The organism is Luteitalea pratensis (assembly GCF_001618865.1).
Lineage (GTDB): Bacteria > Acidobacteriota > Vicinamibacteria > Vicinamibacterales > Vicinamibacteraceae > Luteitalea > Luteitalea pratensis.
Window position 1 is genome coordinate 944,157 of sequence record NZ_CP015136.1, and the last position, 20,102, is coordinate 964,258.

14 protein-coding genes and 2 tRNA genes are annotated in these 20,102 nt (G+C 67.4%); 3 read left to right on the forward strand and 13 right to left on the reverse strand.

Annotated features, from left to right (window positions below):
* Positions 1–3: 3 nt before the first annotated feature.
* The 8 genes from LuPra_RS04105 to LuPra_RS04140 form a co-directional block, all read right to left on the reverse strand.
* Positions 4–1,242 (reverse strand): molybdopterin molybdotransferase MoeA, encoded by a 1,239-nt coding sequence (locus LuPra_RS04105; RefSeq protein ID WP_110169574.1) that lies wholly within the window; start codon positions 1,240–1,242, stop codon positions 4–6.
* On the reverse strand, positions 1,239–1,742 hold the full coding sequence (locus LuPra_RS04110) for a MogA/MoaB family molybdenum cofactor biosynthesis protein (protein ID WP_110169575.1): 504 nt from the start codon (positions 1,740–1,742) through the stop codon (positions 1,239–1,241). Before LuPra_RS04110 ends, LuPra_RS04105 begins: the two co-directional genes overlap by 4 nt.
* A gap of 255 nt (positions 1,743–1,997) precedes the next feature.
* On the reverse strand, positions 1,998–2,510 hold the full coding sequence (locus LuPra_RS04115) for a DinB family protein (protein WP_110169576.1): 513 nt from the start codon (positions 2,508–2,510) through the stop codon (positions 1,998–2,000).
* A 343-nt stretch (positions 2,511–2,853) separates the two neighbouring features.
* Positions 2,854–5,529 (reverse strand): M36 family metallopeptidase, encoded by a 2,676-nt coding sequence (locus LuPra_RS04120; RefSeq protein ID WP_110169577.1) that lies wholly within the window; start codon positions 5,527–5,529, stop codon positions 2,854–2,856.
* 220 nt (positions 5,530–5,749) lie between these two features.
* A complete protein-coding gene (locus tag LuPra_RS04125; RefSeq protein ID WP_162271291.1) occupies positions 5,750–8,491 on the reverse strand; it encodes a GH116 family glycosyl-hydrolase in 2,742 nt (913 codons plus the stop codon).
* A gap of 374 nt (positions 8,492–8,865) precedes the next feature.
* A complete protein-coding gene (locus LuPra_RS04130; RefSeq protein ID WP_110169579.1) occupies positions 8,866–10,101 on the reverse strand; it encodes a hypothetical protein in 1,236 nt (411 codons plus the stop codon).
* Entirely contained in the window at positions 10,098–11,861 is a 1,764-nt protein-coding gene (locus tag LuPra_RS04135; RefSeq protein WP_110169580.1) for an adenylate/guanylate cyclase domain-containing protein, read from the reverse strand. The genes LuPra_RS04130 and LuPra_RS04135 overlap by 4 nt, the downstream gene beginning before the upstream one ends.
* The gene (locus LuPra_RS04140) at positions 11,858–12,595 is read right to left on the reverse strand and encodes a carboxypeptidase regulatory-like domain-containing protein (protein WP_157898714.1); all 738 of its coding nucleotides are present in this window, start codon (positions 12,593–12,595) and stop codon (positions 11,858–11,860) included. Before LuPra_RS04140 ends, LuPra_RS04135 begins: the two co-directional genes overlap by 4 nt.
* A gap of 225 nt (positions 12,596–12,820) precedes the next feature.
* Between LuPra_RS04140 and LuPra_RS04145 the strand changes: the two genes are divergently transcribed.
* Positions 12,821–12,897: transfer RNA gene (locus LuPra_RS04145), tRNA-Arg, on the forward strand.
* 206 nt (positions 12,898–13,103) lie between these two features.
* Here LuPra_RS04145 and LuPra_RS04150 read toward each other — a convergent pair.
* Entirely contained in the window at positions 13,104–15,665 is a 2,562-nt protein-coding gene (locus LuPra_RS04150) for a DUF2235 domain-containing protein (protein ID WP_110169582.1), read from the reverse strand.
* 453 nt (positions 15,666–16,118) lie between these two features.
* Here LuPra_RS04150 and tadA point away from each other — a divergent pair, with 453 nt between their 5' ends.
* Positions 16,119–16,613, forward strand: coding sequence for a tRNA adenosine(34) deaminase TadA (tadA, locus tag LuPra_RS04155; protein WP_110169583.1), 495 nt, complete (start codon positions 16,119–16,121; stop codon positions 16,611–16,613).
* A gap of 81 nt (positions 16,614–16,694) precedes the next feature.
* Here tadA and LuPra_RS04160 read toward each other — a convergent pair whose 3' ends face one another.
* The 3 genes from LuPra_RS04160 to LuPra_RS04170 form a co-directional block, all read right to left on the reverse strand.
* Entirely contained in the window at positions 16,695–17,081 is a 387-nt protein-coding gene (locus tag LuPra_RS04160; protein WP_110174522.1) for a VOC family protein, read from the reverse strand.
* 88 nt (positions 17,082–17,169) lie between these two features.
* A complete protein-coding gene (locus tag LuPra_RS04165) occupies positions 17,170–17,880 on the reverse strand; it encodes a GNAT family N-acetyltransferase (protein ID WP_110169584.1) in 711 nt (236 codons plus the stop codon).
* Positions 17,852–18,694, reverse strand: a complete 843-nt coding sequence (locus LuPra_RS04170) for a helix-turn-helix domain-containing protein (protein WP_110169585.1) — start codon at positions 18,692–18,694, stop codon at positions 17,852–17,854. The genes LuPra_RS04165 and LuPra_RS04170 overlap by 29 nt, the downstream gene beginning before the upstream one ends.
* 126 nt (positions 18,695–18,820) lie before the next feature.
* Between LuPra_RS04170 and LuPra_RS04175 the strand changes: the two genes are divergently transcribed.
* Positions 18,821–18,911 (forward strand) — tRNA-Ser (locus LuPra_RS04175).
* Positions 18,912–18,975: 64 nt separating this feature from the next.
* Here the strand turns inward: LuPra_RS04175 and LuPra_RS04180 are convergent.
* A complete protein-coding gene (locus LuPra_RS04180; RefSeq protein WP_110169586.1) occupies positions 18,976–19,395 on the reverse strand; it encodes a hypothetical protein in 420 nt (139 codons plus the stop codon).
* Positions 19,396–20,102 lie beyond the last annotated feature (707 nt).

Consider the following 20,102-nt stretch of genomic DNA (forward strand, 5'->3'; position numbering starts at 1 on the left):
CCCTCAATACAGCGTCACGACGACGCGTCTGCCGGCCTCGATCCGCGTGACGCCCACCGGCACCTCGACGTAGCCGTCGGCATCCGACAGGCTCGTCACGTCTCCCGAGCCCTTGAACACCGGCACCGCGCGATCGCCGTCGAGGCGCACCGGGTGGAACTGCAGCCGATCGACGGGTGACGTCAGGGCACGCGCGAGCGCTGCATCCCGCGTGACCGGCACGAGCGCCGGCAGGCCGGCGAGGCGGCGGACCAGCGGACGCAGCAGGACGTACGCGTTCGACAGGCATGACGTCGGATTGCCGGGCATGGCGAGCACGAGCTGCGAGCCGATGCGTGCCAATGCCGTCGGTTTGCCGGGCTTGACGGCGATGCCGTGGAACAGCATCTCGCCGCGCTCGGCCAGGATGTCGCTGCCGAAGTCCTGCTCGCCAACCGAACTGCCGCCCGAACACACGATCAGGTCCGCGTGCGTCGCGGCGTCGAAGGCATTGCGCCAGTGGTCGAGTGTGTCGCGCACGACCGGCAGCAGGCGGACGTCGGCCCCAGAGCCGGCGCACACCGCCGCCAGCATCACCCGGTTGGCGTCGTAGATCTGCCCGGGCCCGGGCGCCCCGGCATCGGTGCCGGCATCGAGCAATTCGTCTCCACTCGAGATCAGCGCCACCACCGGCTTGCGGCGGACTACGAGACTGCATAGTCCGAAGGAGGCAGCGACGCCGAGGCGTGCCGGCGTGAGTACTTCTCCGGCACGCAGCACCACCGCGCCGGCCTGTACGTCGTTGCCACGAGGCGACACATGCTCACGCGCCATCACTGGATGGGTGAAACGCACGCGATCGCCATCTCGGTGCGTGCGCTCGACCATCACGACAGCGTCGGCGCCTTCAGGCAACGGCGCACCCGTCGCAATGTCGACGCACGTTCCCTCACGGACGCTCACAGGCGAAAGCGCGCCGGGTCGCGCGCGTCCCGCCAGTGCCAGCCACAGCGGCGATTCGGCCGATGCGCCACCGAGGTCACTGGCACGGACGGCGTAGCCATCCATGGCCGATCGGTCGAAGCCGGGCACGTCGAACGGGGCGGGCACATCCTCGGCAAGCACCCGGGTCGAGGCCGAGGCAAACGGCACCGACTCGTGTCCCTCGACGATGCCGGCCGCGTCGAGCATCACCTGTCGCGCGTGCTCGAACGGGAGCACCGCGCCGAACGGCCGCATGCCACCGAACCCCCGTTCACTCATCGGCGCGCTTCCCTCACGAGGTGACCGATTTCCGGCAGGACCAACTTGTCCATCGCGAGGCGGACGGCGTGCTCCGACCCGGGTAGCGCAATCACCACGCGGCACTGCGAGACGCCGGCACAGGCACGACTCAACATCGCCGCGGCGCCGATCTCCTGGAAACTGAGCATCCGGAACAGCTCGCCGAAGCCGGGGATCGGCTTGTCGAGCATGGCCATGATCGCCTCGTGCGTGTTGTCGCGCTGGGCGACGCCGGTGCCACCGGTCGTCAGGATCGCATCGACCTCGTCGCGCGACCGCTGGTGCTGGATCCAGTCCTGCACCGCGCTCGGGTCGTCCTTCACGAGCCCTCGCGCCACGACTGTGTGTCCGTGGGCTTCGAGCAGCGACACGATGGCGGCGCCGCCGGTGTCGGTCTCGAGCGTGCGCGAGTCCGAGATGGTCAGGATCGCGCAACGCACGGAAGTGGGCGACGCCGCGCGATGTTCGATGTGTGACACCTGATCATTATCCCGTAGGGCGCGCGGGCGGGGGAAACCGGGGTGGTGCCGTGGGTGGAGATCCAGGACGAGCACGTCGAACCGCTCGACCTGACCGACGATCCCGATCTCTCATCGTGATCCACGGCAGCAGAGCGATGCGCGCGCATGTCATGGCTGACGGGTCGCCCAGTCGAGCCCGACAGCGGACGAATCGACCGTCACCAAGCGCACCTGAAGAGGTGACGGGTCACGACGGGCCGTTGGTGCCAGGCGCTATCGCGGCTCGCTCGACGGTGGCACCAGGCCCTTGAGCCGGAAGTGCACCGCCATCTGCGCGTATTCGTGTTCGATGTGGACGACGTTGCCGTAGAGCGTGCCCAGACGGCTGCGGCTGCCGCGCGGTCCCGTGATCATCTGGGTGGCCGCCTGGTCGGTCATGCCGCCATAGGCCTTCTCGCACTCGGCCCCAGCGGCCTTGACCGCCTCGACGAGCGCTGCTTTGGTGGTCATCTCCCGCGCGCCGGCGGTCTTGCGCTCGCCGTTGAAGCCCGAGCAGGCGCCCATCGCAGAGTCTGCCGTATGAGCGATGAGGTCCTTGAAGCTCTGGCTCTCCGGCGCCGGCTTGAACGCGTAGAGTTCCTCGGGCATCTTCTCGGCCGCGGCGGCGACGTTGCCCCAGGTGCGCGTCCACGCCTGGCGGACCTCCGTGCTGAGCGGGTTGTCCTGCGCCGCAACAGGGGCCGCCGACAGCAGGGCACAAAGCGTGAATGTCGCTGATTTCGTCATGGATCCTCCGCGAGGTATACGCCGTAGCGGTGCACGCCGTTGCCGGGGATGCGGGCCGGCACGATTGACGGTGCGACGGCTCAGCTCTTGGCGCGCGCCAACCGCACCACCTGCAGCACCAGCACCGCGCCAAGGATGGCGGCGGCACACTGCAGGCCCGCGCCGTCCGTTGACGCGACCCGCCGGTCCGCGCTACCGCTGGCGCTTTCGGTATGGCTCGCTGTTGCCCAACTCGCTGGACCTGGAGAACGGCGAGCGGCAGCACTCGTCCAACGCCAGAACGGGGGATGTCAGTCCGACTCGCCTAAACCTGGAACGGCCCCTCGTTGGGCTTCTTTCGATCTCAGAAGAAGCGGAAGTAGGCGGTCGCGTCGCTGGCTGCCGGCAGTCTCACCGTCAGTCGTCGGCATGTGCCGGCCCACGTCGGGTCGGTCTGCCAGTTGACGTGATACGCGTTGCCGTCCTGCCCGAGACCCGTTGACCCGGGCGAGTCGAGTGCCACCGGCGCCTCGCCCGTCGGCTCGAGCGTCGAGCAACTCACCGGCTGCGAATCGAGATCGGCAAGCGTGACGACCGAGGTAGCTTCGACCGTGAACTTCACGGGCACCACGGAGCCGGCATTGACGGCGTTGACGCCCGGCGCTGCCTCGATGGGCGACGTGAATCCACCGAAGGTCGCCGCCGTGCAATTGGCCGGCAGGTCGAACGCTTCGACGCCGTCGGTCCGGTCGTTCGAGCTGCCCTGGCTCGCGCTGGCGCCGAGGCCACGCCTGGCGAACGCGCGCCAGATCTCGCACTGGTTCGCGCCACCGGTCAACGCCACGTCGGCCTGGAGGATCCCAGTGCGGCCGTCGACGAAACCCGGTCGGCACACCTGGAACTTCAGGCCGTCCATCACCAACTGCAGCGCCCGGTTGTTCCCCCCGGTATTCCAGCTGTCGTAGATGTCGGCGTTGTAGCCATATCGGTCGACGAGGTTCCAATACATCTCCCACAGCATCGTGTTCCAGACGTACCCGATGCCGTGCGGCTGGCTGATGTTCACAGTGTCGGCCACCGACGCATACGTCGACGGGTTGACGGTCATGTCCGTCGTGTACTGCGTGGGCCTGATGCCGAGGCCATCAGCGGGCTCGAAGTTCACGTAGGTGCCGACACCGCGTGGTGTCGTGCCCGTGTCCGACGGATGCGTGGTGAGAGTGAGCGCGAACCAGTCGCTCCAGCCCTCGCCCATCTGTTCCGCGTTGCCCAGGCACGCCACCGTGGCTGGGCCGCCGGTGAGCCGGTTGGAGATGCCGTGACCATACTCGTGCGCGATGACGCCGGCGTCGAGATCGGAGTCGCGGTCGGGGACGCCGCCGGTGCCGTCGGCGATGGTGGCCGTCAGTGGGACGTTGGCCTTGAACAGGGTGCCGTCGTCCAGGCTGACCATGACCGACGGGATCGAGATCGTCGGGTCGGCGCCGCCCATGGCGATGGGCGATCCCACGATGTTGTTGGCCACGATGACGGCGCGAGCTCCGGAATCCTGGGCCTTCTTGACCTTTGCGACGAAGGTGCAGGAGCCGCGCTCGGTCAGCGCGATCTTGCCGGCAGGGCTTGCGAGGTAGGGATCCAACGGCTGGCCGGCCTGGTATGCGGGGTCGCAGCCGCGGCCGATGTAGACGACCTCGCCCGCGATCGGTCCTGTCGTCACCAGGCTCTCTCCGAACCCGGCCATCGGACCATAGTAGGTGCCGGCGGCTGCGGCTGGGGCCGTCACGGTGATTGGGTTTGGCGCCGACGAGCGCCACTCGAACATCTGCATCCGCGGCCGGGCACCATCGACATTCGTGCCGAAATTCGCGTTGTTGCGACCACTGCCATCCTGAGCCTCCGCGCGCACGTCGTCGTTGCCCAGCCCGCCCTTGCCGTAGTTGTTCACCTGGAAGTTGCCAGCCGCTTCGTTGAACCCGTACCGGTAGGTCACGTCGTGAACGATGTTGTTCCAGTAGAACAAGTTCGTCACGATTGCGGGCTGCGAGTCGAGTGGCCTGGCCAACAGGTCGAGATTGAAGTCGAAGAGAAGGCCCGGGCCTCCGTCTGGATCGGAACCTGGGTCGGCGGTGTTGTTGGCGTCGCGATCGGCGTAGGCGTGCACGTTGTTACCGCGCGTCCGGGTGAACTCCGGCCCGGCGACCCCATTGGTGTCGTGCCACCCGAAAGGCGAGCTCGCCGGATCGGCCGCGTTGGTCACGAGACTGCGGTCGCCGTCGTTCGGGCTCTCGAACGGCAATGGGAACACGCGGTATGCCGCGCCATCGGTGGCCGCGAACGTGGGGAGCGCCGCCGGTGAGTCGGCCGGCCGCGCGATGGCGGCGGCAATGGCGTGCGCCGAGTCGTGCACGATGAGATCGTGTTGACCCAGCGAGGCACCGGTTTCGGCGTCCACGAAGGCCTGCCACCAGTGCGCTCCGCCGACCTCCTCGATCTCCACCATCCAGCCGAGCCGCACCGCGCCCTCCAGGGGCACCCACACGAGCCTGGCCTCGATCGGCTTGAGGCTGATGCCGCCATCCGAGAGCGTCACGGCCTCGGAGGGGCCGCCCTTGTGCTGGAGGACCTCGAAGGCACGCGTCGGCTTGAGTCTGACGTGCCCGGCAGCAGCGGCCACCGCGTCGAGTGCGGCCTTCTTCGCGTTCTGCCCGCCGGCCTGTGAGGCGATGTTCGTCACGAACCGACTCTGGGCACTGACAACCGCGCTGTTGGCATCGACGGCCACATTGAGGATGCCTGACCACACCTCGATGCCCCGGTAGCGCTGCTGCAGGTACACGTGGGTGACGCGGTTGTGGTCGCTTCGGACGACGCTGCTGACGACGACGTCGCCCACGTCGGAGCCGGTGAGACCGAGCGTCTGTCTGCTGCCCCGTATGTAGTCGAGGGCGGCGGCTGCGGCGGCATCCTGCGCCACGGCGGGTGCAGCGGCGACACTGGCGACGAGCAGACCGGCGACGACGACGAACGTCCTTGGGACCATGGGGCCTCCGTGCGACAGCCCGAGACGGCTGTCGGGCGCGACACCTCGAAGTGATTTGTCACGGCTGATTACCACGGCAGGCGCGACCGTTCAAGGACAATCGCCGCCGTCAGGCCGAGCCCGCGCTGCAGACCGTCATCTCTCAGGTAGGGGCGCCACTCCGAGGCGCCCGCGTCCGGCCCGCGCGGAGCGGGCTCTACCATCGAGCCGCGCTCATTGGCTACGGTCGGGGAGTCATCGTGAACTGGTATGCGCTGCCGGCTGTGAACGGCTTACGCGAGGCGTTCGGGAACGTCGCGCGTCCTTTCAGTTCCAGCATCTCGACGTCCACCGTGCCTTCATGCACGCGAAGCATGACGCTGAGGTCCCGCAGATCCTGTCCTGTGCCGGTGACGCTGTACTCGCCCATGGCCCGCCCCGTGGACCAGGGAAACCGCCCAGGCCGCGGGGCGATGATCATGCGCTTGGTGACCGCGGAGTAGTGGAAGCCGGTCAGCGCCAGGATGGCCGCCCAACTCGCCATCGCGCGTGCGTAGTGGTGGCCGCACTCGGCCTCGTCGAACGGGTTGCGGTGCAGCCCGTCGTAACGAGCCCGGATCATGCCGATACAGGTGAGGCCCTCGGCCTCGAGCCCTTCGTAGAGCATGCCCACGGCCGCCGCATATTCGAATCCAGTCATTACCTCCGTGAAGTACGGGAACGGGTTCTCGGGCCGGCCCTTCGGATAGCTGGCCATCAGCAACGCCGCGTCGTCGCCCATCGCGAACACGCGCATGTTGTTGAAGTGCGCATGCATGTCGCCCCGCAGGTTGTACTTCAGGATGCTCTGCAGGGTGGTCCGGGCGTGCGCGGGATCGACGAGGGAGCCGAGGCGACACACGCGGGCCATGAACTGGCCGACGAGTTGATCGACCAGGCACCCCTGCGCGAGCTGGAACTCGGGCCTGGTCGGATCCTTCGCGCCCATCCCCACGAGCAGGCTCGGCGCGACGGCCGCCGCACTCGACGGCGGCCGTACCTGGTGTTCGTAGTACTCGCCGTTGAACAGGTTCCCGTCAATCCAGGTGCGACCACGTTCGTAGAGCGAGTGGCATGTCCGCGCGAAGTCGGCGTCGCCGACGTGTTGCGCCATCTCCTCGGCCGCGCGCAGCGCTCCGAGATACCACAGGCCCATCTGCGGATTCGGGCCGTAGTACTCGACGTCCATCGTGTTGTGCTGGCAGCCTTCCATGACGCCGTCGCGGTCGGCGTCCCAGCCGCCGGCAATCCAGCAGAACTCCACCGCGCGACGCACCGCTGGCCACAGGCGCCGAAGGTCGGCGTCGCGCCCCGACAACTGCCAGTCGCGATGGATCTTCATGATGCAACCCATCTGGCCGTCGGCCGCGGCCTTGCCGAAGGCGCGTCCGCGCGCGAGGGGCAGGTGCACGCGGAAGCTCATCATGCCCTGCTCGTCGGTGGCGTGGCCGAACTCCACCTCGCGCATCGACCAGGCGAGATCGCCGAAGAGAAAGGCCGTCGCTTGCTCGTAGTTCCAGACGTGCGTACACGAGCCATGGCAGCAGCCCTGCGTGTCCGCGATCCCTTCCCAGCCGAACAAGGTGCCGTCGGGCGTGCGGAAGCACGTCTGGGTGCGCAGCGTACTGACGTTGAAGAGCGCAGCCTCCTTCACCTGCGGCGGCAGGTCGCTGCCGCAGACGGTGTTGACGAACCTGGCGGTCCGCGCCTGCAGCGATTGGAGCTGCGGCACTTCACGGGCCAGTACGTCCCAGGCATCGGTGTAACGCGTCGTGTAATGGTTACCGATACGGTCGTCGCCGGATGGCGGCGTGGCCGGCGTCCACGTGTAGCGGTTGGGGAAGTGCCATGCCAGCAGCATGGTGATCTCGCGCGTCCCCCCAGCGGGCACCTCGAGCTTCACGGCGAGCGAGGCGACAGGCGTATCCACTTTCGGGTCGCCCTCGCGCGCGTCGATCGCACCGTCGGCGGAGAAGTCGTCCCAGAAGTCGAGCAGCGGGACCCCCCAGCGCGGCTGGACCCACGATGCGCGTCGCGTCACGCCGGTGGTTGCCGTGGTCGCCAGCGCGATGGTGCCGAAGGCCTCGTGCAGCGGCTCGACGCCGCCGGAGGTCATGAAGATGCCGGCCAGGCTGTCACCATCACGCAGGGCGTTGCGGTTCTGCTTGGCGCCGACGTACTGCCGATCGCCTTTCCAGTCCTTCCGCGTCTCCGAGCCGTCGACACCGATGAAGTTGGGCAGGGTGGCGCAGACCGCAGCGCTCACCGCCATCGTCGAGGCATTGCGCAGTTCGACGGTGATGGCGGCAAGGGGGATGCTGCTCGCCTCGGCATCGGTCGGCACCAACGGGTTGAACGCCTTGAGGTGCACTTCGATGGGAACGTCGGGATCAGTGAGCACGACCCGGCCGAACGGATACGCCGTCGCGAACGACGCGTTGCGGAAGCGCGGCAGGTTCAGGTTGGGGCCAGGGGCACCATGGCTGCCTTCGTACTGGTCGGCATCCACCGGACCTTCGAGCACGCGGCACACCGCCGGCTCCGTGCCACGTTGCGCGTACAGCGCGAAGAACGGCGCCGCGCCTGCGAACACCGGCACGAAGCCCTTGCCGGGGCGGTTCATCACTTCCCAGTCGCGCAGGTCGCCGCGGCCGCCGAGAGACACGGTGCCCGTACCGATACCGCCCAACGGCAGTGCGATGCGCGCCAGGTGATCACGGTCATAGACGCGCAGCGACGGCCACGCCAGGTCGCCCGTCAGGCGTGCCGTCTCCGCCGCACGCACCTGCATCGCACTCGCCAACTGGTCGGCCTCGGTCGCGCCGCTGGCCGAGACAGGCGGTGCCGCGGCGCTGGTCAGCCCGAGTCCCACCAGCCGAACGAAATCGCGCCGGTCGACCTTCGGTGTGCAGTTCCCGCCTGGACAGCAGTCGTCATCACTCATTGGTCGCACCATTGGAAATGCCGGAATGCCGCGAATGCCGAAATGTCGAAACCAATCAATTCAAGACTCAAGGCCGAAGGCCGAAGCCCGAAGGCCGAAGGCCGCGCTCATCGTCAGGCCACTCTGAGTGTAGCGGCCGGACTTGTCCGGCCGACAGGTGATCGTCGGACCCGTGATCCATGGCGCCAGCGCCACCGGTAGTCACGATGTGCGGTCCGGGCAGGCTGCAGCCAGCAGGCCGTAGGCGGTGAATATCCTTGGAGTCCGACGGCTACACCTGTATCTCTGCACCGTTGCCGGTTCCGGTTCCGGTTCCGGTTCCCGGTTCCCGGTGCCCGGTGCCCGGTTCCCGTCTCCCGTCTCCCGTCCGCGTTTCAGAACGCAAACCACCACTGCAACGACAACAGGTTGTCACGAGGGTCGTCGGCATCGACGGTCGTGTTGATCATGTACTCACCGCGAATCTCGGAACTTCGTCCGAGGCGATACCCGGCGCCGAACTGCCATCGGCGACGGTCGTAGTCCCAGCGCTCCATCTGGCCATTCGATCGCCGGAGGTCCAGAAAATGGATCGCGTTGTAGCGTGTGGCCACGAACAGGCCCGCCATGATGCGCGCATGACCTTCGACGTAGTACGAGATGTCGCGGGGATCCCCAGGGGCGCGGAATACCTCCCACCGATTGATCAGCAACTCGCCCCGCACGTCGACGAGGCCTCGTGAATAGGTCGCATCGACGCCGTAGGCCTCCTGGTCCTGCGTCGGCACGCGCCTGCCCGTGACCGGATCGGTCACGCCCGATCGCATGTACGGACCGTGCGTGTACGACAGACCCAGCTGCACGGCGGGTGAGACGCGGTACCGGACCTGACCGACTGCCGACGGACCGGCGGGTGCCTCGGGGCCGAGCGTATCCCAGTCGGAGGGCTCTGACGACGGTGCCGTTGTCGTCACGCCACCGGTGGCCGACACGGGCCCCTTCCCGCCGCTCACGGTCAGTGCAATCGGGTAAGGCACGGCCCACACGATCGGCAGGCCGGCGGCGCGAAACGGCGGACGGTTCTTCCAGGTGAAGATGCCATCCACGGCCGCGGGCACCTCGGTGGGCGAGATCACGGTGCGGTGGTCGTAGGCCAGCGGTGGCCGGATGAACGGGTCGGCGCTCGTGTGCGCCCGACCCGGATAGCCTCCGAATGGCGAGACGAACTTGCCGCCCTGGATATGGAAGTTCGTGCCCGGCGCCGGTGTCAGGCGCACGAACGCCTGCTGCAGGTGACCTTGCATGGGGCCGCTCCGAGCCGGTTGGCCGCGATCCAGGCGCAACTCGGTCGACGCGAAGAGTCGGCGCCCCACGAAGAGGTCGACGAAGAGACTGGCCCGACCCGCGATAAACGGGCTGGTGTCCTCCAGGTGCCACGCCGGGGCGTCCTGCGGCACGAAGCCATCGAGCTCGATGCGCACACTCGGCTTCACCTGTACGAGGCCATCCGGCGACACGTACCGCACGCCCATCTCATCGAGCGTCGGGGCGTCGAATACCTGCGCATCGACGCGCGCAGGAGCCATCGACAACAGCGCGAGGACGAGCAACCGCATGGTTGCGCGCGTCACGCACGGCCCTCCTCAGCCCGGTCCACGAGGCCGCTCACGAGGTAGGGCATGACCGCCACGGAGAAGCCCTTGCTGATCCGCGACGGCTGTTGGGTCGCGATCACGTAGGCGGCCACTTCCCGATAGGTGGCTTCGCCGATGAGCACTTCGCCCGGGCCGGCCTCCGCGCAGAGCCGGTTGGCGGCATTCACGGACGCTCCCAACACCGTGTAGTTCAGTCGTCGCGCCGATCCCATGTTGCCGGCGACCGCCTGGCCCGTGTTGACACCGATCCCGATGGTGAACGGCGCCTCGCCGCGTTGCTGCCGCGTGCGGTCGACGGCCGCGGTCACGTCGCGCAGCCTCAGGGCCGCCCGCACGGCCCGCAGCGCATGCGTCGGGTCGGCCATCGGCGCACCGAATACGGCCATCACGCTGTCGCCGACGTACTTGTCCACGATGCCGCCCTCCTCGGCGATCACGGTGGCCGCGAGTTCGAGCCACTCGTTGAGCATGCCGATGACCTGCTCCGGCGGCAGGTGCTCGGTCAGCGTCGTGAACCCCCGCACGTCGGCAAACAGCGTCGTCACCTGCCGCGTCTCGCCGCCGAGGCGCAGGTCGCCCTTCAGCAGTTCCGCCGCCACGTCCGGCGACACCACGAGGTCGAGCAGGCTGCGGTAGCGTTGCTTCAGCAGGAGGCCCTCGATCATCCCGTTGAACGCGGCGGCGAGCGTGCCGAGCTCGTCGCGGTGTGGCACCTCGACGTGGAAGTCGTAGTCGCCCCGGCCGACGCGCTCGGTGGCGCCCACGAGCGTCCGGATGGGCGCCGTCAACTGCGTCGACAACACCGCACCGAGTAGCAGCGCGAGCAGCAGCGCGGTAGCGGCAGCGATCACCTCCACCCGGCGGATCCGCTCGAACGGCGTCAGGACGTCGTCGAGGGGCACGGCAATCACGGCTGCGACCGGGCCCGCGGCGGGGAGGGGCGTGGACACCAGTGCCATCCGCCGCCCCTCACGTGTCACGTACGCCGGCGCGCTGGCCCGCGCTGTCTCGATCATCCTCGCGGCAAGCGCGGTGTCGCGGGCGCCAGGACTCGCCGCCAGGCAGGTCGTCGCCGCGAAGCAGACGTCCGCGTCCACGATCGTGCTCAGGCGGGACGCGACCTCGTCGTCGACGACGAAGCCGATCGTCAGGCTGCCCACAGGCTCCTCGAAGAGCGTCAGCGCGCGCGCCAGCACGAGGAACAGCCGCCCCTCTTCGAGCCGGTAGCCACTCGCCGTGCCCTCGTGGCTGGCCGCCGCTCGTCGAGAGAGGTCGTCTTGCCTCGCATCGGCGATGCGGGTGCCGTCAAGCAGCGTGAGCACCGGGCGGCCCTGCGTGTCGTTGAATCGCACCAGGCCTTCGCGCAACTCCGCGAGTTCGAGCTCGTACTTCACCTGGTCGGCGAACTCCCGATCGTCGCCGCCATTCACCGCCGAGTCGAGCGCCGCGACAATGCGGATGGAACTGCTGACACGGAGCACGAGCCGCTCCAGTTCCGCACGCCGCAACCGCTCCACCTCCGCGAGCGCCCGACGTGTCTGTTCGGCCCGCTGCTGCACGACCCACGCAACCTGTCGCTGGGTCTGGTATCCGACCACGAGGAGGCTGCTCAGGCCGAGCAAACTGACGCTGCCCACCAGTGCGGCGAGCAACCGGGCACGGAAGCTGACGTCGCGGAGCGGTCGCCGCAGCTTGTCGCCGAATGGCTCCCGGTGCGTCGTCGGCGGCGCGGTCACGGCGCGAGGGTCACGGTTGCCGTGCCACCCTCGGGAATCTGCACGTCTGCCTGCGCGCGCCTGTCGAACGTTTCCACGACGACGCGATATCGGCCAGCCGGCACCTCGTCGAACTGGAAGCGTCCGCTTTCCTGTACCACGGCATGGAACGGATTCTCGACCACGAGAATCCCCGCGCGCATCCACTTGTGGACCTCGCACAGCACCTTGACGTAACCGGGCTTGTCGAAGACGACGGTCTTGGTCTCGCCCTTGGGGTAGCGGCCCAGGTCGAAGCGCCTCGCACGCGAGTACGAGAAGACGTTGTGGAAGAGCGGGTCACCGTTCGGGAAGCTCACCGTGGCGCCCACGGGGACGACGACCAGTTCGGGGCGGAAGGCTTCGCCGCGCTGCGCCAGTTCCGGTCGTGCCGACGTTCGCGGCGGCGCGCCGGGCACGGGACCGGCGATGTAGACGACGGCGGGGACGTCCTGCACGTCGCGGCTCTCGCCGGTGGAGGATTGGTAACGGTCTGTCGTGCGCGTGGCGCGCCTGCCGGGCAAGGTCACGGTCCCCTCGAGGCGTCCGACGGCAGCAGTGGGCCGCGTGGAGAAGGCTGGTGGGGCAGCCGCGAGGGCCGTCGCGATGGCGTCAGCGGCGGCTGAGCCGGGCCGAACGTGACACACCAGCACCAGTGTCGCGAGCAGGGCCCGCCAGGGCCGAACGGTGCGATGAGGGCTCGGTGGTAGCCGCATGTGGCCGGGTGGCGGGTCGCGGGAGGGGGCGCGACAGCGCAGATGCTAGCAGAGCGGCAGGGAGGCAAGGGGAAATGCCGGGATGCCGAATGCCCGGGACTGCCGAATTGTCAGGCACTTGTCGCACCGAAGCCGCCAGGCGAAGGGAGATGAGGGGCTGTGATAGACTTCGAATTCTGTGCGTGGCGCCCAGCGGTCACATGGGTACCTCGCATCAGCCCCTAAGCGCCCTTAGCTCAGCTGGATAGAGCGTCTGGCTACGAACCAGGAGGTCGCACGTTCGAATCGTGCAGGGCGCACCACTCCTCACTTCGTTCGTCGTAATGCGCCCTGCACGAGTTCAGCTGCGGGCGCCTCGCGCTGCGCGCTCTGCGCCCCGCAGTCGAATCGTCGGTCCGGCCACACGACTTGCGCCGTTCGCGCTCGGCGTCCTGCCGTCGAACCGCCGGTGTGGCGCACGCTCACCGTCTGCCGACCGCCAGGTCGTGTAGCCGTCGGAGTCCGACGGTCACCCCGTGCGGCCGGACTTCAGGGCAACTGCGTGGCGTTCGAAGGCCCGTTCACGGCGTGCGGCTGGCATGGCCGGGCTGTCTGGGACAGCACGCCTGATGGTCAGTCGCGCAGTCCCGTGGTTGCCGCTATGGAACCGTTGTGGCTCATAGAAGAAGAGCGGATCGATGGGCGACACCGAGTCGTTGGCGAACACGAACAGCTCGCCGGCATGAGGCGCCGTGAACTCGCCTCGGTAGAGCTGAGACTCGTTGTGCCACTGCATCTCCAGGGGATAGATGTGCACGCTGTCGAACTGGAAGGGTCGGGGTGGCTGGCGAATCTCGATCATCGGCTGGAGATACCTGGCCTCGATGACGCGACGGAACGGCACGCCGAGGTAACCCACGAGTCCCAGCTCCGCCGCGGTAAGTCCGACCGGGTCTGTCGCCGCTGTACCGTCGAACCATTTCTCCTTCACCGTCATCTCGACGATGTAGCGCGTGTTCTCGACGGCCTTCGCAGGGACCGAGTAACACGGCGTCCGGGTCGAGAAATCCATCTCGTGCCGATCGAGGTCCGGCAGCGCGCTGCCGTTGGACTTGCACAGCGTCTCGCCGCTTTCCAGCCATGGCAGTTCTATTTGTGTCAGGAGTGCGGCGCCCGCCCACAGCGCCACGATGGCAATAACCGGGGTGACGGCGACATTCGGCAGGAACTTCCACTTGAACGCCTGCACGGCGCGCTGATAGGTCGTCGAGGTACGGATGCGCTCCAACCGCGTCGGTGCCGTGGGCGGGGCGACTGGCCCGTGTGGTGTCGTGGCATCTCGCCAGATGGCTCTCGCTCGATCGCGGAGGCTCAGCTCGCAGGCCGAACTGTGCCACATCAGTGCGCTGATTAGCGCCGCCACGATCAGGAAATAGGCCGGGTTATCCGCGAAAGAGTCGACCCAGAACCGCAGGAAGGCCGGCGTGACGAGGAGCGCCAGGCGCAGCACACCATCGATCCACGTGCGGCCATCGGCCAGCACCGGCGACTCGGGCACCTTGTCCGCCCAGAAGGGCATGGTCACGAGCAGCAACGTCAGGCCGACGGTCACGAAATACGTCACGCGCCGGCGCCAGACAAGATCCCAGACCGCTTCCATCGCCATGGCTCGCGCCCGAGTGGCCTCCGGCTCGGCCAGTCGGGCGCGCAGCGCGGCGCTCACCATCGGATGCACGTTTCCATTGTCGGCAAGCCGCCCATCGTCGGCAGGCCGCCCATCATCGCTATCGGGCTGCGGCGCGTTCTCTCCCTCGACCTGCGGCGGAAACACCTCGAAGTGCTCGGGCAGCGTGATCGGCGCGTATCGATCCGTCCCGTTCGCGATCCGCGCGACGACGCTTTCGTGGACCCTGACGTGCGTGAGCAGTCCCTTGGGGTGGCCATCGACCGTCACGATCGCGGGATCACGCAAGCTGTACGTCCGCGCGTCCACGGGATGGAGCCACGCGGCAATCTTTCGCGGCTGATACCGATAGTACGAGCCGACCCCATGCCGGCTGTCGTGAATGGGTCCGGCGCTACTCGCCAGCGCCACGAACCGCGACTTGATCGTGTCCAGCGTCCGAAGGCCGGCCTTCTCGGCCTCTTCCATCATCCACAGGAGCGAGACGAAACTGAGACTCTCGTCCGGGTACCCGCCGCCGACGTCCGAATGCATCCCCGTGAACCACACCTGTTGAAGGCGTCCCGCGGGCATGCCGGCCGACTCTTCGTGAACCTCGTCCCACAGCAGTGGCTGGAACGCGTCACGTTCGTCGTCGAGCGCCAGGGCATGACGCGCACAGACGACCTTCTTGTTCAGTTGGTAGTCGGGCATGCTGAGGGGGAAGATCCAGTTGTCGATGGCGCGGGTCACTTCGGCAAAAGGACCGCCGTAGGCCGCGACCGTATCCCAGACGCCGACAAAACGGATCGGCGGCGCGAGGTTCTGTTTCGCATCGTATGAACTACGGCCCTTCCTTCGATCCCGCCATGATGTGATCCCGTCTCGGAGTTGCCGAAGGAACCTAGTCGGCCAGGTCAGTTTGCGGGGCAGCCAGTTCTTTCTGAACGAACGGTACGCTTCGCGGCTGAGGCGATTCAACTCGGCCTCGCGGTCCGATTGCACCAGCCCCTCGGCCGCGATGAGGGCGACGGCGAGGCGCATCGTGAACGCTCCCCGGCTGAAGCCGAAGCCGTAGATCTCGTCGCCGGTCTTGTAGTTTCGGCACACGTACTTGTAGATATCGAGGACGTTGCGTCGCAGGCCCCAGCCGAATGCGCCACCGAGGACGGCCAGCGGCTTGAACCCCGACGTGCCGACGCCGTCGTCGTAGTAGGAAATCTGGGGACGCTTGCCCGGAGGTGCCGGCCCGAGATCCACGGCCTCGTACATGCGCCAGACATTTGTCTTGAACAGCTTGGCGCTGCTGTTTCCGGTGCCATCCGAGAACAGGACGATGGCCTTCGGGCCCGGCAGGGGCGGCATGGTCGCCGCGGCGTCGTGAATGGGCCGCGTGTCGTCGGCGGGTGTCGTCGTTGTGTCAGGCATAAGATGCGCTCGAGGACTGGCCACTGATTGGCGATATCAGCGCCGTGGCGGTGACGCAGCCGTCGTGGCTCACGTCGTGGGAGACCGTTCGCCGGCTGACGCGTACATGCTCCGCATCTGGATCGGATCTGCCCTCGTAGCCTTGAACGCTATGACTGCCGGGTTCGTACAGGCCCGTGACGGCCCAGGGATCGGCGAGCATCTTGGTAGGGGGGCGTTCCCATGGCGCGCGGCCTGCCCTGATTGCTCCCTGCGGTGTAGCAAGCGAGGTCGATGCGCCGTGCGCCTTGCACGCAATGGCCAAGGCCCGAGGCGATCCTGGCCAGGGCCGATCGTTTCAACGCGGAGGCAGATTCCAGGTTCGGGTCTCAGGCAGGGCCTGGGCCGAGGGCACAGCCAGAATTCTCGGCCGTTGTCCGTGCGCAGGGCCTGCGTACGGCACAATGGGCTCCGATGGGTTCACCCGACGTGTCGTCGGCTCACGCGATCGACTACATGCGTGAAGCAGTGCGCCTGGCCGGCACCGCGGCCGCACTGGGCGAAGTGCCGGTCGGTGCCGTGGTCGTCCGCGACGGCGTGATCATCGGCCGTGGCTACAACCGTCCCATTAGCGGCGTCGACCCGACGGCGCACGCCGAGATCGTGGCCCTGCGACAGGCTGCCGCGTACGTCGGCAACTATCGGCTTACGGGTGCGGATCTCTACGTGACCGTCGAGCCCTGCACCATGTGCGCGGGCGCGCTCGTGCATGCGCGTATCGCCCGGCTCGTGTTCGGCACACGCGAGCCCAGGGCCGGTGCGGTCATCTCCACGGGACAGGTGCTCGCCGTCGCCGGGCTGAACCATCGCGTCGAGGTCATCGAGGGCGTCCTGGGCGATGAGGCGCAACGGCTCATGGTGGAGTTCTTTCGAGAACGCCGAACGCCGACTTGTCCGCCGAAGCCCTAACGAAGGCGGAACACCGAACGCTGAAGCTTTCGACATTCCGGCATTCCAGCAGTCCGGCATTTCGTTAATGCTGGTCGTCCTTCACGCGTGCGACTCGCGCACGGGCGCAGCGATCCACCACGTGTTGCCATTCGCATCGTTCACGCCGGCGTTGCGGTGGCCATACGGCTTGTCTTCGGGTTTGCTCTCTTCGGTGCCGCCTGACGCCAGCGCCTGCGCCCACGTGGCATCCACATCGTCGACCCACAGGTAAAGGGCACAGGGCCGCGCCGGCCATTCGGGGCCGCACTGGCCGAGCATCACGAGCGAGTCGCCGATGGTGACTTCGGCATGCATCACCCGGCCATCGGGCGTGCGGCTGCAGTGTCGGACGGTCCCGGCAAACGCGGCCTCGAGGAACCGCAGTTGCGCGTCGGCGTCGTTCACGAGCAGGTATGGAGTGACTGTGCGGTAGGTCGTGTCGGTCATGGCCTTATCGTCGCGCACCGGGCGCACTCGAGGCTTGGAGGAATTTGACCTCTGTCCGCCGTAGCGAGCGGAGGCGGATGGCGCTACTTCACACCCGGAGCTCCTCGAGCTTGCGCAGTTGCCGCCCATCGCCGTCGAAGTTGTCCGGCGCGAGCCAACGCTCGTAGCTTGTCTTCAGCGTCGGCCAATCCGAATCAAGGATGGAGAACCATGCCGTGTCTCGGTTCTGCCCCTTGACCACCATGTGCTGGCGGAAGATCCCCTCGAAGGTGAAGCCGAAGCGCAGCGCCGCCCGCTTTGACGGCACGTTGCGGTCGTTGCACTTCCATTCGAATCGGCGGTACCCGAGTGTGTCGAACGCATACGTGGCGAAGAGATACAGCGCCTCTGTGGCCACGCGTGTGCGTGCAATGGCTGGCCCCCACAGCACGTGACCGATTTCGATGACGCCATGAACGGGATCGATGCGCAGCAGGGCCTGACGTCCTTCCGCGCGTCCGGTTGCCTTGTCGATGACCGCGAAGAACAGCGGGTCGTCGGCGCCGACGGCGCGTTCCATCCAGATGCGGAAGTCGTGGGAGTCAGCCGGCACCTCATCCCACAGATACGCAAAACGTGCCTCCGCGCCAGGCTGCCGAGCCGAGTCGAACAAGTCCGCCTCGTGCCGTTCGATGGTCAACGGTTCCAGGCGTGCGTACCGTCCGTCGAGCAGGACGCGCCCCGGTCGTGGGACGCCCGCCCAATGCGAGAGAGCCTTAGTCACACTACCCTCATCCGTCGACACGCATGCCGTCAGCATCCAGGAACGTGACGTGATTGCGGTGGGGCGTGCGGTGGTCGAGGTACGCCGAGGGCGGCAGCCCGGCGAAGGCGCGGAACTCGTGGATCAGGTGGGACTGATCCGAGAACCCGCAATCGGCCGCGATGGCGGCCCAGTCCTCGGCGGCGCCGCGGTGGGCAACGGCAATCGCGCGCTGGAAGCGACGCACGCGGCAGAACCGCTTCGGTGTGAGTCCGACCTGGGCAGTGAAGCGATCGATGAGGTGACGGGCGCTCACCCCCGCGGCGGCGACGGCGTCGCCCACTGTCGTCACGGCCGCGCGGCGCGCGAAGGCGTCAAGCGCGCATGCGACCGATGGATGCAGAGGCGCTTCGCGCCAGTGGGCGAGGAGTGCCGTTTCGAGCACGTCGAGGCGGGCGTCGGCGGTACGGGCCTCGAGCAGGCAGGCGCGCAGGCGATCGATAGCGCGAGTGCCCCATAGGGCGTCGAGCGGTGCTTCGGTCTCGGCGAACTCCGCCGCCGGCGCTGCCAGGAGCGACGGCAGGCCTCCAGGGGCGATGCAGGCGCCCACGACGTCGTATTGTTCGTCGGTGTCGATGATGCCGTAGCGGGTGCTGGGGCCGCACAGCACGGAACCGGAAGACTCGACGACGGCGAAGCCACGTGCCTCGTCGTAGCCGCGCGTGCGGTCCTCGGCGAGGTTGATCACGATCTGGGCCGTGCCGGTCGGAAGCACCCGCTCCAGCCGGCGTGGCCCAGGCTTGGCCGTCACGGTCCACAGGACCGTGACGCATGCGTCAAGCGGCGGCCGCGGGCGCCTGGCGTGGAGCATGGGAGAAAGCCTACCGCACTGGAAGTGCGGCGGCTCAGCCGAGGCTCGGGCATCGGCGTCCGGCCGAGCCGCTCTGGCTGGGCTCGATGTAAGGCCCGTGGTAAAATTCGGAGTCCTACCTCGCGCGGAGAGGTACCGAAGTGGTCATAACGGGGGCGCCTCGAAAGCGTCTAGTCGGGAAACCGGCACGTGGGTTCGAATCCCACCCTCTCCGCCAACTCACACCTCCAGCGCCACGGCGTTCCCACCTACTTGGATGAACGCAAGTTGAGGGCAATTCCTTACAGGCAGTCGGTAGACGAGTCGCGAAGGACCTCGTAGCTTCCTGAATGCCGACGGCCCGAGGGTGAAGTGCTCTGGCGGTTCTGATCCGGCCTAAACCACGCGGTGTCCGGCGATTCCTCGCGGATCACTTCGACGACCGTTTGATGGAACTCGTTGACGACGCGCAGGTCGACCAGCGTCTTCGAGATCGAGAGCTGGAGCCCGAGCTGCTGGCGAACCTCCCTGGCGAGCTTCAGGATCACGTCTGCCAAAGCGCCGCGATCGCCTCCTTCGCGGCGCGCCTGTTGGACGGCCCACCCGAGTTCCTCGTCGATCACCCGTTGGACACGTTCCAGGCGGGCGGTGGCCGAGAGCTTTTCTTCGACGATCTCATTGGCGCGTTCCAGGGCGACGACCCGCGAGGTGAGGTGACGCATCCGTTTGAGCCGCTGATGGATGGCGGGTTCTCTGACACCGAAGTGTCGAGCGGCGGCAGCCTGGGAGTGCCCGGCGTCGAGGTAGGTTCGCAGGTCAGCGTCCGAGACTTTTGGGGACCGCCATGACTGTACTTTTCCTGAAGCAAAGTGAAGGTCGCTCGACACCCTCAGCCGTCGGCTTTATCGCTGATCCTGTTCGTCCGGTCAGGATCCCTTTGGCGCGTCGACCGGCTGGCTGCGGACGATCAGCCGGCCGAAGCCCGTGGGTAGTGGCCGCTCGAAATCGCCTCGAACATCTGCGCCCTCACTCCCCACCGATCAGCAGGCTGCAGCTGCGACCTGCGTCCGTTGGGGAGGCTTACGAGCCAGCCGAGGCCTCAGCAACCCCTGCAACACGATCCAAGCGCATGATGCACGGCTTCGGTCGGTTTGTCAGGATCCCCCGCAGGCTACGCTGCCTCGACGACCGCGGAAGGAAGTGTGGTCTGCTCGGGCAGGCGATCGCAGCCGCCCGGCGCAGGGCGGGTGCGCAATTCATGCGGCGACGATGTAATCGCTGTCGCCCACAATGGTTACGTGCCCCCCAACCATCACAGCTTGCAGCGAGAGGTCGCCCGTTTCTGGCGACCTCTTCGCATTTGTAGCCGCCCCCAGCATCGCCGCCAGATTCCCTTTCAGTTCGATTTGGAGTGGCCCTGGCTCGGCGT

Bases quoted from the DNA above. Each gene is read 5' to 3' on its own strand.
- LuPra_RS04105 (WP_110169574.1), bottom strand. From the start codon at position 1,242: ATGAGTGAACGGGGGTTCGGTGGCATGCGGCCGTTCGGCGCGGTGCTC.
- LuPra_RS04115 (WP_110169576.1), bottom strand. From the start codon at position 2,510: ATGACGAAATCAGCGACATTCACGCTTTGTGCCCTGCTGTCGGCGGCC.
- LuPra_RS04120 (WP_110169577.1), bottom strand. From the start codon at position 5,529: ATGGTCCCAAGGACGTTCGTCGTCGTCGCCGGTCTGCTCGTCGCCAGT.
- LuPra_RS04125 (WP_162271291.1), bottom strand. From the start codon at position 8,491: ATGAGTGATGACGACTGCTGTCCAGGCGGGAACTGCACACCGAAGGTC.
- LuPra_RS04140 (WP_157898714.1), bottom strand. From the start codon at position 12,595: ATGCGGCTACCACCGAGCCCTCATCGCACCGTTCGGCCCTGGCGGGCC.
- LuPra_RS04150 (WP_110169582.1), bottom strand. From the start codon at position 15,665: ATGCCTGACACAACGACGACACCCGCCGACGACACGCGGCCCATTCAC.
- tadA (WP_110169583.1), top strand. From the start codon at position 16,119: ATGGGTTCACCCGACGTGTCGTCGGCTCACGCGATCGACTACATGCGT.
- LuPra_RS04160 (WP_110174522.1), bottom strand. From the start codon at position 17,081: ATGACCGACACGACCTACCGCACAGTCACTCCATACCTGCTCGTGAAC.
- LuPra_RS04165 (WP_110169584.1), bottom strand. From the start codon at position 17,880: ATGCTGACGGCATGCGTGTCGACGGATGAGGGTAGTGTGACTAAGGCT.
- LuPra_RS04170 (WP_110169585.1), bottom strand. From the start codon at position 18,694: ATGCTCCACGCCAGGCGCCCGCGGCCGCCGCTTGACGCATGCGTCACG.
- LuPra_RS04180 (WP_110169586.1), bottom strand. From the start codon at position 19,395: ATGCGTCACCTCACCTCGCGGGTCGTCGCCCTGGAACGCGCCAATGAG.